This window comes from Actinoplanes sp. ATCC 53533 (genome assembly GCF_003947245.1).
Genome location: NZ_QHHV01000246.1, coordinates 20,832 through 32,429 on the forward strand (window position 1 = coordinate 20,832; position 11,598 = coordinate 32,429).

10 protein-coding genes are annotated in these 11,598 nt (G+C 70.4%); 5 read left to right on the plus strand and 5 right to left on the minus strand.

What is annotated here, in order from left to right; translation table 11 throughout:
* Window positions 1–17: 17 nt before the first annotated feature.
* A complete protein-coding gene (gene gsmA, locus DMB66_RS51465; RefSeq protein ID WP_125811401.1) occupies window positions 18–1,151 on the minus strand; it encodes a sporangiospore maturation cell wall hydrolase GsmA in 1,134 nt (377 codons plus the stop codon).
* Window positions 1,152–1,397: 246 nt separating this feature from the next.
* Here gsmA and DMB66_RS51470 point away from each other — a divergent pair, with 246 nt between their 5' ends.
* From DMB66_RS51470 to DMB66_RS51480, 3 genes are all read left to right on the plus strand, one after another.
* Complete coding sequence (locus tag DMB66_RS51470; RefSeq protein ID WP_125811402.1) at window positions 1,398–2,345, plus strand: phosphatase PAP2 family protein; 948 nt, start codon at window positions 1,398–1,400, stop codon at window positions 2,343–2,345.
* A 14-nt stretch (window positions 2,346–2,359) separates the two neighbouring features.
* Window positions 2,360–2,950 (plus strand): general stress protein, encoded by a 591-nt coding sequence (locus DMB66_RS51475; RefSeq protein ID WP_125811403.1) that lies wholly within the window; start codon window positions 2,360–2,362, stop codon window positions 2,948–2,950.
* Between the two features lie 906 nt (window positions 2,951–3,856).
* A complete protein-coding gene (locus DMB66_RS51480; protein WP_125811404.1) occupies window positions 3,857–4,039 on the plus strand; it encodes a hypothetical protein in 183 nt (60 codons plus the stop codon).
* A 185-nt stretch (window positions 4,040–4,224) separates the two neighbouring features.
* Here DMB66_RS51480 and DMB66_RS51485 read toward each other — a convergent pair whose 3' ends face one another.
* From DMB66_RS51485 to DMB66_RS51500, 4 genes are all read right to left on the minus strand, one after another.
* The gene (locus DMB66_RS51485; RefSeq protein WP_125811405.1) at window positions 4,225–4,893 is read right to left on the minus strand and encodes a hypothetical protein; all 669 of its coding nucleotides are present in this window, start codon (window positions 4,891–4,893) and stop codon (window positions 4,225–4,227) included.
* 117 nt (window positions 4,894–5,010) lie between these two features.
* Entirely contained in the window at window positions 5,011–5,640 is a 630-nt protein-coding gene (locus DMB66_RS51490; protein WP_125811406.1) for a VOC family protein, read from the minus strand.
* Window positions 5,641–6,337: 697 nt separating this feature from the next.
* Entirely contained in the window at window positions 6,338–7,144 is an 807-nt protein-coding gene (locus DMB66_RS51495) for a SigB/SigF/SigG family RNA polymerase sigma factor (RefSeq protein WP_125811407.1), read from the minus strand.
* Between the two features lie 228 nt (window positions 7,145–7,372).
* Window positions 7,373–7,897: an LURP-one-related/scramblase family protein gene (locus tag DMB66_RS51500; protein WP_125811408.1), complete on the minus strand. Its 525-nt coding sequence runs from the start codon at window positions 7,895–7,897 to the stop codon at window positions 7,373–7,375.
* Between the two features lie 179 nt (window positions 7,898–8,076).
* Here DMB66_RS51500 and DMB66_RS51505 point away from each other — a divergent pair, with 179 nt between their 5' ends.
* Together DMB66_RS51505 and DMB66_RS51510 are read left to right on the plus strand one after the other, a co-directional pair.
* Entirely contained in the window at window positions 8,077–11,040 is a 2,964-nt protein-coding gene (locus tag DMB66_RS51505) for a discoidin domain-containing protein (protein ID WP_125811409.1), read from the plus strand.
* Window positions 11,041–11,113: 73 nt separating this feature from the next.
* Window positions 11,114–11,598 (plus strand): MCP four helix bundle domain-containing protein (locus DMB66_RS51510; RefSeq protein WP_199753135.1); only part of this gene is annotated, 485 nt, incomplete at its 3' end.

Here is an 11,598-nt window from a genome sequence, read left to right on the forward strand (position 1 = left end):
ACGGGGGTGAGGCCAGTTCACTTCCAGGTGTCGTACTGGTACAGATCGTAGGAAGCCATGATCCCGGTGACCTTGGTGTAGTAGTTCGGGTCCGTGGCGTAACCGGCCTTCCACACCGCCCAGATGAACTTGTTGGCGTCCTTGCTGTGGGCGAAGGCACCCTCGTAGCGGCTGTTGACCCGCAGGAAGCTGCCGTGGTCGCGGAACGAGTGCGACTGGCTCGGGTAGGTCCGGAAGGTCGCCGAGGTGACGAAGCACTTGCCGGCCTTGGTGCACTCGTTGGTCCGGTAGACGTGGCAACCGTCGGCGAGCGTGCCGTAGCGGCCGTTCTGGCACTTGATGCCGAAGTAGTTGCGGTCCACCGACGCCAGGCTGCTGCGGCCCCAGCCGGACTCGAGGATGGCCTGGGCGATGGTGACCGACGGCGGGACGCCGTACTCGCGCCAGCCGCGCTGCGCGCCGGGCACCGAGGCCGCGATGAACTCGGCCGGGGTCAGGGTCACCGACGGCGGCGGGGTGGTCGCGCCCGCGCACAACGGCAGCGTCCCGGAGTAGATGTACGCGTGCGAGATGAAGGAGCCGGTCGGCGTGCGGTCCCACTGGGTCGTGGAGCGGACCGTGCCGCTCACGAGCTGACCGGTGACCGCGCAGGTCAGGTCGATCTTCGCGCCGGTGGCGACCGTACCGGTCACCGACTCGGTGGTCGCGGCGCCGGAGCGCAGGTTCACGTTGCCCTCGGCGCTCTTGACCGTGCCGATGACGTACCGGGCGGTGCTCGAGGTCTTGGTCTTGGTGGGCACGGCGGTCGGCGAGCTCACGGCGCAGCGCGACAGCGCGCGCGCCGTCTTCACATAGCCGTGCGAGACGTAGCGGCCCGTGCTCAGCCGGTCCCAGGCGGTGCTGGTGCGCAGCGAGCCCTTGACCTTCTGGCCGGGCACGTAGCAGGCCACGGTGACCTTCTGCTTGTTGCGAACCGTGCCGACCACCTTGGTGTTCAGCGCCGGCCCGGAGCGGACCTTGAGCGTGCCGCCGACATGGATCGTGGCGGACACCCCCGCCGCGTCGGCGGCTGCGGGCGCCACGAGCAGCCCGGCACCGAGCGCGGCGAGCAACAGCGGCGCGGTGAGCAGTCGGCGAGCGGTGTGCAGCATTTAGTCCCCTTCATCGCGGCCGGCGGCATTTCTCGGCGTCTGTTAGAAGATCGGGGGACGGCGTTGCGGGCCCGGGCTGCGCGCGGGTGCATCCGCGTTGCCGAGGGCAGGCGCGTGAGCCGTGGGGCGGGCGACACGGAAGAGGACTATGATCCGCGCGCTTCCTTCGCCGGGACGCGCTTGAGATGGCGCCCGGCTGGGCAATGCGGAACCGCCCACTCGTTGACACACAGGAGGACACCGCCGATGACGGCCCTGGCATCCCGCCCCGCGGAAAGCGCGGACCCCGACCCGGGCGACCGGGCGGGCCGCGGCTTCTGGCACGTGGTCGCGCACGCGTTCATCGCGCTGCTCGCCGCCGCCGGCGTGGCCGGGGTCTACCTCGCCTGCGTGCGCACCTCGCTCGGGCAGAGCGTGGACACCCTGATGATGCAGGGCGCCGACGTGGAGCACGAGCGCGTGGTGCAGGTGCTGGACCGCGCGCTCAACGGCACGACGCTGGCCAGCCTGGTGCTGGTCTGCGTGAGCGCCGCGGCGATCGGCTTCATCCGCCGCCGGGCCGACCTGGCGCTGGCCGCCGGCCTGCTGGTGATCGGCGCCAACCTGAGCACCCGGCTGTTCAAGAACCGGCTGCCCCGGCCCGACCTGGACGGCTTCCCCGCCCCGAACTCGTTCCCGAGCGGCCACACGACCGCCGCCGCCTCGGTGGCGTTCGCGCTGATCCTGGTCCTGCCGTTCGCGATCCGCGGCACGGTCGCCCTGATCGGCGCCGCGTACGTGACAATCATCGCGATCGCCACCGTCTGGGCCGAATGGCACCGCCCGAGCGACACCATCGCGGGCCTGCTGGTCGTGCTGGCCTGGGGCGCGGGCGCGTCCGCCCTGGTCCGGGCCCGGCGCGCGCGGATCACCGGCGTCACGGCCCGGCCGAACCGGCTGGCCCTGCTGCTGGTCGGCGGGGTGGGCGTGCTCAGCGCGCTGGCCGCCCTGCTCGGCATCGGCGCGGTCGTGCTCTCCGAGCGGATGCTGCCGGACCTGGTCTCCGGCCGGTTCGCGTTCTTCGCCGGCGCCGCGGCCATCACGGCGTCGGTCGCCGGAATCTTTGCGATCTGGGTGCGGCTCGCCGCCGGTGACCGGCCGGTGGGATCCGGATCCACGCTTGCGTCCGCGCAGCCCGCGCCGGCCGCCGACTGAGGAGGAGATCCACCATGACCACTCCTACCGAGAACCCGCCGCCTGCCGTCCCGGCCGCCACCACGCCCGGCCCGGACGGCACCGTCCCACCGGGTCCCGCCGGCGTGCCGGCCATGCCCGCCACGGACCCCACCGCCGGCGCCCCGGCCACGCCGACCGTGTCGGTGGCGACCTACCCGGACTACGCGCTGGCCCAGCAGGCCGTCGACTATCTGTCCGACAACCGCTTCCCGGTCGAGAAGACCAGCATCGTCGGCACCGACCTGCGCCTGGTCGAGAACGTGCTGGGCCGGATGACCACCGCGCGGGCCGCCCTCGCGGGCACCGCCAGCGGCGCCTGGTTCGGCCTGTTCATCGGCCTGTTCCTCGGCATCTTCAGCGACGCGAACTGGTTCGGCCTGATCTTCGCGGGCCTCCTCATCGGCGCGGCCTGGGGCGCGATCTTCGGCGCCATCGCCCAGGCGATGACCGGCGGCCGCCGCGACTTCACCTCACGCAGCTCGCTGCGAGCGAGCCAGTATGCGGTAATCGTGGAGGCCGACGTCGCCGACGACGCGCGTCAACTGCTCACCCGGCTCAACTGGCAGAACAGCGGTGCGAGCTAAACCCTTTTTACCGGTACGCGCAGTGTTGGGTCCCGTGGCACACCAGCCCTGGCGGTGCCGTCCCGGCCTGGTCACGCCACCATCCGGGCTGGGTGGCTCCCCCTGGTGTGGTTGCGGTTGGTGGGTTGGACTTTCTTACGGTGGACGGCCGGGGCCGGGGGTGACCACGCACTGCTGATGGAGCGCATGCAGTGCGTGGTCACCCCCGGCCCCGTCCTTGCCTGGGAGCCTCTTACGGCTTTACTGATGGGTCCCGCGCGCCCTGGCTGCCAGCGCGGGCAGGGTGGTCACCTTGCGGATCTGGTCTGGCTGCCGCGCTGTTGTGGCGCCAGGGGATGGTGTCGGGCAGGCCTGGCTGGGTAGTGGGTCGTGCGACGCACCTCGCCGGTCACGGTGGCGGTCGGTTGCGGACGGCACCCGGGCGGGGCGATTGCCGCTGCCTATTAATTCGTTCTCGCATTCGGGCGGGAATCGAAGTGACCCCGCCAGAATCAACCGCGTCGAGAGCGACGACGTCTCGATCTCTCCGAACGATCTGCGGCCGTTGCTGGGCTGTCTGGGCATCAAGGACCGGCCCGCGCCCGTCGGGCCCTCCGGTGCCTGGAGGACCGGCGTGACCTGCTAATACGCCGCCGGAACCAGGTTTCTGACACTCGGTCGCCGGTTCCGGGGATCCCTCGATGGGTGCCATGGTGCGAAGAAAGTCGGGAGACTTTTCGTCAATCACGTCGCGTGGCCGGCGACCACGCGTTTAGGTGTTGTCGGCAACGCGGGAAAGCTCGGTCCGTGTGCGACAAGTCGCTATCGTGCCGGCCTTTCTCGACCTTCGTATCAGCATCAGGGGGAGATCGACCCATGACACCAGCCACTGGGCCCGCCCACCACCAATCCGACCACAATTCGGGTGTGGCAAAAGCCGTTCTCTATGCGGGAGGGGGCTTTCTCAGCACTATCGCCACGATCCTGGTTGTGGCCGGCTCCTGGGAGATCGACAACGACATCACTCGCTTCGCCCTCGTGGTGGCGTGCATCGTCGCGGCCACCACCTTGTTCGTCTGCGCCTTCATCTCACGTATCCCCAGCCGGTAGGCGGCCGGTGCCGATCGGCGCCGCCCCGCCGATCCGCCCCTCGGCCGCGGTGGCAACTGCGCGATACAGCGCTGGAGGGCCGAGGAGGTCAGCAACCAGTCGACCGGATACTGCCCTCTGCCCGAGGTGTGGAACGTAGACCTCGCCGTTCAGGGGCTGAGCCATGATCATCCACGTCCGGACGGTCATCTTGGTTCGGGGACCATCGCCGTCTGATCCGGTCGCCCGGGATCGACGGGCGGTTGGCCGGTGGGTGACCGGTGGCCTCCGTAGGAGGCGACCAGGGCGTCTGCCACGATCGCCGCGTCCACTTCGGCTACGTCCGCGGGGTATTCCGGCAGGAGGTCGTCCCAGATCACCAGCCACGACCCGTACAGCTGGGCCTGCCCTTCGGGCCGGGCGAAGAACCAGACATGCAGGTGTGCGCCACCATCGCCGATGCGGTAGACGTGGGCCCGCGAGATGTGCGGCAGTGCCTGCATGTGGCGAGCGAGGTGTGCGGTCAGCACCCCCAACTCGGCGGCCAGGTCATCGGGCAGGTCCGGCAGGTCGTAGTGATCGAGCGGGTGCAGCATCAGCACCAACGGCACGCCGACTCCGCCGATCTGGGTGAGCCGCCAGCGTTCGTTGAACCAGATCCCATGGTCCCGGCGACGGCACGAGTTGCAGTCTTCGGGATGCTCGCCATGCCGCGGCGGCTCGGGCAGAACCGGCGGGCGCAGCGGCGTGACGCGCAGTCCGTCCGGCTCGAACGGGCTGATCTCCCACCCTGTCATCCGTGCCAACGGAAGCCGGCGCGCGCTGTCCGCAGCGGTGATCGCATGGTCATAGAACTCATCGGGTGGCAGGGCCATGGCTCGAAGAGTAGTGCGACAGGGACTCTTCATGATCGATGGGTCAAGCGGTCGCCAGGCGCTGGCGGCAGCCGGCCGATGCCCCGGAGCCGGTGGCCGCCATCCCCAGCAGTTCAGCTATTCGCGGCCGACCCAGGTGGCGACGCACGCCTCGTTGCCCTCGGCGTCGGCCAGGACCCACCACTTCGGCGCGTGCGCGTCGGAGACCAGGTGGCCGCCCGCGGCCAGGGCGGCGGCCACGCGGGCCTCGGCTTGATCGTGCGGGACGGCGACATCGAGGTGCAGGCGGTTGCGGTGCGGGCGCGCGGCGTTCAGCTGCTGCGACCCGAAGCCGGGGCCGCGGCGCGCCGGATCGGCCAGGTAGTCGTCGCCGATCTGGCGGTAGCCGAGCAGCACCCGCCAGAACGGCAGCACGTCCGCGCCGGCGAGTGCGTCGAGGGTGACGTTGACGAGCTGCGGAGCGGTCGGGTCGGCGGGGATGTCCAGTGCCCTGGCGGCGGCCGAGATCCGCCGGGCCAGCGCGACGTCGCGCCGACTCAGGTTCACTGTGACGCCGGCGGGGCGCAGGTCGAGGTTGAGATAATCCTGCTCGGCCTCGCCCGCGAGCCGGCCGATCTCGTCGACGAGCGCGATGCCCCCGGTCAGCGAGCCGGTCCGGAAATGGGCCGAGACCAGGTGGTAGAGGCAGCGCCAGTCCTCAACCCCGTCGGCCGCGTGGAACTGCCCGGCCGTGATCTGCACAGTCATGCCGGAGAACCTATCTGCGCGCCACGCCCCGCGCGGGCGGCAACAGCGATCAGGACGGGCCACCTTCTGGGGGCAGCGGCCGCCTCCTCACAAGAGCCGGACAGCCACCACCGCGGGCATCCATACCGAGACGGGGTCGCCCTCCCGCATCAAGGTCGCGACCATCGGCGGCGATACACGTGAGCTGTGAGGTTCGGGCCCAAGGTGCGGGACCGGGGCCACGCCTCCGGTCTCCAAGATCTGACCAACTGCCCACCCCCAGCCAGCACCCGGCAGGCTGTGAGGTTCGGGCCGCAACCGACCGCCACCGTGACCGGCGAGGTGCGTCGCACGACCCACCACCCAGCCAGGCCTGCCCGACACCATCCCCTGGCGCCACAACAGCGCGGCAGCCAGACCAGATCCGCAAAGGTGACCACCCAGCCCGCGCTGGCAACCAGGGCGCGCGGGACCCAGCACTCAGCCGTAAGAGGCTCCCAGGCAAGGACGGGGCCGGGGGTGACCACGCACTGCATGCGCTCCATCAGCAGTGCGTGGTCATCCCCGGCCCCGGCCGTCCACCGTAAGAAAGTCCAACCCACCAACCGCAACTCACCCGAAAGCCCGAAAGCCCGGATAGCGGCGACGACCAGGCCGGGACGGCACCGCCGGGCTGGTGTGCCACGGGACCCAACGCTGCGCGTACCGGGAAAAAGCGCTAAAGCGTAGCCGCGAGCGAACCGCGCAGCTTGGTCAGCGCCCGGGTCAGGAGGCGGCTGACGTGCATCTGGGAGATGCCGACCTGGTCGGCGATCTGCGACTGGGTGAGGTTGCCGTAGAAGCGCAGGGTGAGGATCTTCTGCTCGCGGTCGCTGAGCATGGCCAGGGCGGGGCCGAGGGCGACGCGGGTCTCGGCGAGTTCGAATTCGTGGTCTTCGGCGCCGAGGGTGTCGCCGAGCTCGGTGGTGCCGTCGGCGCTGATCGGGGTGCTCAGGCTGGTGGCGTTGTAGGCGCGGGCGCCTTCGAGGCCTTCGAGGACTTCTTCCTCGGTGACGCCGAGGTGCACGGAGATGTCGGCGACCGTCGGGCTGCGGCCGAGGGTGTGGGTCAGGGTGCTGTTGGCCTCGGTGATGGCCAGGCGGAGCTCTTGCAGGCGGCGGGGCACGCGGACGGACCAGGTGCGGTCGCGGAAGTGGCGTTTGATCTCGCCGATGATGGTGGGGATGGCGTAGCCGGCGAAGTCGACGCCGCGTTCGGGGTCGAACTTGTCGATGGCTTTGATCAGGCCGACGTTGGCGGTCTGGATGAGGTCGTCGGTGGGTTCGCCGCGGCCGGAGTAGCGGTGGGCGAGGTGGCGGGCCAGCGGCAGCCAGGCCTCGATCGCCCGGTCCCGCAGCGATCCGCGGGAGGGGTGGCCGACGGGCATGGCAGCCATCGCGTTCAGGAGATCGGCGGCGCTGTCGGCCGGCGCCTCGCTGATCGTCGACTTCGTCTCCGAAGCCTTAACCGTCTGAGTGGCAGTCATCTCGTGGTCCTTCCTAGCACCTGTCCGGAGAGCCGGCCCGGTTTGCATCGGGCCCGGCCGGGCAAGGTATCGCTATCCGCTCCACGGTCGACGGCGATCAATGCGATCACCGCCGCCCGCACGTGCTTGGCCGTTCGGTTATGACGACCCTAGCCGAGAGGACCATGGATGACTAGCCGAAAGTATGAGTCACTTTATGTAGCTGAACAGTCACAGTAGACGGTTGGGTTACTCGTCGTCGTTCCGCTTCTTCTCCTTCTCCTCTTCTTCCTTCTTCTCCTCGCGGGTCAGCGCCAGGTCCAGGGCCAGCACGCTTGCGATGATCAGCAGGGCGTCCTCACCCGCTTCGACCTGCACGGCGTACGTGTCGCGGATGGTCAGCCAGCGCTTCGACACCGCGGCCACGTCCCGGCCGTCACGCTCGATGACGTACTCGTGATCGAGCAGATCGCCCTTCATCGTCAGGTCCCCCGGGCCCGGCACGTCGATCGTGAACTTGTCCCGGAACGGCGTGAAGAGCTTCTTGCGGACCTCGGCGGCCTTCTCGCCGCCGATCCGGATCTCGTACGTCGGGCGCAGCGCCACCAGGTGCCGGTGCACGCTGGCCACCTCGGCGCCGGACATGTCCTCGATGACCACCTTGTCGCGGACGCTGAGGACCTTGCCGTCGACATGGAACAGTTTGGTGCCGTGCTCGTCGAGCACGTCGAAGTCGTCGCCGACGGAGAAGAACTTCTCTCTGATCACATACATGGATCCGATTCTCCCCCTCGGTCAGTGACCTGGCTCTCGGGGAACGGCGATCGGCGCGCCGCTCGGGCATGCTGGTTGTTCGGTCGCATCGAGAACCCTCGTGGCCAAAAGGTGATTTGACAGTCTTTAGGGCAGACGCGAAGGCTGTCCAGGGCATCCTGTTCTGCCGTGGAGGTCCCTTGTTCGAGCTGTCCCGTCGCCAGCTTCTCGCGCTGGCCGGCATCGGTGGCATCAGCGGTGCCATCGGCCTGCCCGCGGCGGCGTCTGCAGCCGCGCCCGATCCCGTCGCCGACACCTACCGTGAGCTGCTGCATGTGCACACCCGTTGGGTGACGGAGCAGTGGGACGACGAGATCGGTGCATACCGCGCGGCCGACTTCCGGTTCGTCGCGGTGCTGGGCAACGCCGTGCTGCTCGGCCTGGACGACTACGACGCCCGGCTGGCCGAGATCGATGCCGGCACGCTGCGGCTCAAGACGGTCGCCACGATCCAGCGCTTCGCCGCCACCAACCGGTTCGCCGGCGGCACCGAGTGGGGCCGTCAGCTCTTCTGGGACTCCACCTTCGAGCTGTATTTCGTGCTCGCCGCGCGGCTGCTCTGGACGGACCTGGACGCACAGACCCGGCATAACGTGCAGCTGATCGCCGTGGGCCAGGCCTCCTACGCGTACGCCCTGGGCTCCGAGGACGACCCGCTCAGCGGCGACTGGTCACCCAACGGCACCAACGGCGGCTGGCGCGGCGACACCAAGCTCGAGGAGATGGGCGTCTACGCCCAGGCCATCGCGCCCGGTCTCGCCTGGGCCGGAGCCGACGAGGCCACCGAGGGCTGGCGGGAGCGGCTCCTGCTCTGGGCGGCGAACGCGAGCGGCCTGCCCGCCGCCGACCTGGCCAATCCCGCCGTCGTGGACGGCCGGCGGATCGACCAGCTGGCCCGCGCGCACAACCTGCACGACTCCTTCATCGTGGAGAACCACGACGCCGTCAACCCGCACTACCAGGCCGAGCTCTGGCGGACGGCGGGTCGCGCGGCGATCCACTTCATGGTCGCCGGCCGGCCGCTGCCCGAGGTGCTCACCCACCAGCCCAACGGCGAGCAGCTCTGGGCCACGCTGCGCCTGCTGGCCAGCGACGCCGGCGAGCCGGTGATGCCGATGGTGGCCGACCGCTACCACCTGTACGGCCGCGACATCCTTCCGCTGGCGTTCCTCGCCCAGGTCCAGGGCGACCGCGACGCGGCGCGCGCGGAGGCGGACCTGGCGGAACGCCTGATGCCCTACCTGCGGCACGAGCCGGTGTTCCAGCTGACCAAGTTCAGCGGCGAGGACAAGTACGAGCCGGAGGCCCGCGCCGAGCTGGCGATCTCGTACCTCTTCCACCGGCTGCGCGCCCAGCCGGTGCAGCCGGTGAGCAAGGCCGCGTTCTTCCGCCGGGCGAGCGGCACCCGGGACTTCGGCCGGGACGTCGGCCTGACCGCACACCAGTCGGAGCGGGCCTTCGCCGCGGCGGTCACGAAGGCCGGCTTCGTCAACTTCCTCTGGCAGCCGGGTCACGACAACTGGCTGATCGACACCCGCGAGCCGGCCTTCCTGCCCGAGGGCAGCGCCCCGGTGGCCCGCTGGACCAGGGCGTGGAGCAAGGTCCGCGACGGCGTCGACGCGACCGCCACCGTGCTGGCCGTCGAGGGCGGCCGGGCGGGGTTCGCCACCCTGCCGACGGGCACGGTCGTCTACGCGAGCACCGGCCTGCCCGGCGAGGGGCGGCTGACCCTCTTCAATCTCCTGATGCCCGGCATGCCCGGTCTCTTCGGCAGCCGCTTGTTCACCATGCCGACCGGCGCGGCGGTGCTTCGTGAGCGGCCCAGCGGGGACATCACCTTCACCCCGCGCGACGCCCGCTGGGTGCGGATGCTGGGCCGCGAGCCCGGCACCGAGTACGGCTATTCGGTCTGGACCTTCGCCGTGCTCGACGTCAGCGGCGCCGACCTGGCCCAGGGTGCGATGCCGACCGCGTCGTCCGAGGACATCTGGAATCCGGCGCGGAACGTCACCGACGGCAATCCGGACACCCGCTGGGCGGTCGCCCGGGAGGAACGGGGGCGGGCGGACAGCTGGCTCGCCGTCGACCTGGGTTCGGCCGTACAGGTGGCCGGGGCGCGGATCTCCTGGGAGGCCGCGTACGGCAAGAGCTATGTGATCCAGACCTCGGTCGACGGCCTGACCTGGACCGATGCCGCGGCCGTCCCGGAGACCCGGTCGGCCGCGGGCTGGGTCGACATCGATGGCCGGGCGGGCATCGTCACGCCCGGCGCGAAGCGCAAAATCGTGGTGAGTGCGACCGGCGTGACCGCGCCGGCGCCGATCATCGAGGGATACGCGGGCCGCCGAACCGATCTCGCCGCGCTCGCCGCCCGCCGGCTGCCGGCCGGCCGCGGCCTGCTGATCAGTGACGCCGACGGCTATCTCAGCGTCTTCAATCTCACGGCCCGCCCGGTGACAGCCGTCGCCGTCCACATCCCTTCCACCCGCCGGCTCTACCGGGGCGTTCAGGTGGTTCGCCGCAAGGGTCTGGACTGGACGGTCAGCCTGGCGGGCGGCACGGCGGCCGTCGAACCGGCCCGCTTCACCCTCGACGAGGCGGTGCCGGACGGCACCCGGTTCGAGGTGGCCGACTCGCACCACCTGACCGTCACGGCGCCCGCCGGCCGCAAGGTCGTGGTCACGGTCCGGGCCGGATCGTGGTCCTCGAAGCTCTGGGTGCGGGCCGGCCGGTCCCGCGACGTCGTCGTGCCGGGGGCGGGGCCGGTGACCCCGACCGCGGACCTGGCCCTGGGCCGGACCACGTTCCCGACCTCACCGCTGCCGGCCGGCATGACGTCGCCCGCCCAGGCGGTCGACGGCGACCCGCGGACCGCGTGGCGGCCGGGCGAGTCCGGCCGGATGGTCGTTGACCTGGGCGCCGTCGTCGCGGTCTCGGACGTGCGGCTGACCTGGTCGCGGGGCCGCCGACGGCCGGTACGGGTGGAGGCGTCGAGTTACGGCGTCGTTTACACCCCGCTGGGCGATAAGGCCCGCTATGTCGCTGTGGTCGTCGAGGGCTGGCGCCATGGCGATGCCGAGCTGATCCGGCTCGCCATCGTCTGACCAGCTTTCGCGTTTTGCCCCACTTCCTCCGCTCTTGGAGCGATGATTCATCGCGAGCGGAAGGTGGGCGGGGATGCCGAATGCACTGCTGAGCGACGCCGATCAGGTCACGGTGAAGCGCAACCCGATCGCCGGCCTGCTGGCCGACCGGAGCCTCGCGGTGAAGAACGTGGTCGCGGTGGCCGCGATGGCGATCGTCGCCGTGGTGGTCGGCGGGCTCGGCATCTATCGGATCTCGGAGATGAGCAGCGACCTCGCGCGCATGAAGTCCGAGCACGTGGACAGCCTGCAACAGATCACCGAGCTGCGGTCCGGCATCGCGGACGGGCTCCGCGGCACCCTCATCTACCAGAACGGGGCGGACGCCGCCGCCAAGAAGCAGGGCCGGGACGCTGTCACCGCGGCAGACGCCAAGGTCGACGCCGCGCTCATCGCCTACGAATCGATCGCGGCGGAATCGCCGGCCCGGACGAAGAGCCTGGCCGCTTTCACCGAGGCGGTCAATCACTTCCGCGCGCTGCGCGACACCATCCTGTTCCAGGAGCCGTTGGCGGCCGG

Excerpts from the sequence above, each read along its gene's own strand:
- gsmA (WP_125811401.1), bottom strand. The coding sequence starts at position 1,151 with ATGCTGCACACCGCTCGCCGACTGCTCACCGCGCCGCTGTTGCTCGCC.
- DMB66_RS51470 (WP_125811402.1), top strand. The coding sequence starts at position 1,398 with ATGACGGCCCTGGCATCCCGCCCCGCGGAAAGCGCGGACCCCGACCCG.
- DMB66_RS51475 (WP_125811403.1), top strand. The coding sequence starts at position 2,360 with ATGACCACTCCTACCGAGAACCCGCCGCCTGCCGTCCCGGCCGCCACC.
- DMB66_RS51485 (WP_125811405.1), bottom strand. The coding sequence starts at position 4,893 with ATGGCCCTGCCACCCGATGAGTTCTATGACCATGCGATCACCGCTGCG.
- DMB66_RS51490 (WP_125811406.1), bottom strand. The coding sequence starts at position 5,640 with ATGACTGTGCAGATCACGGCCGGGCAGTTCCACGCGGCCGACGGGGTT.
- DMB66_RS51495 (WP_125811407.1), bottom strand. The coding sequence starts at position 7,144 with ATGACTGCCACTCAGACGGTTAAGGCTTCGGAGACGAAGTCGACGATC.
- DMB66_RS51500 (WP_125811408.1), bottom strand. The coding sequence starts at position 7,897 with ATGTATGTGATCAGAGAGAAGTTCTTCTCCGTCGGCGACGACTTCGAC.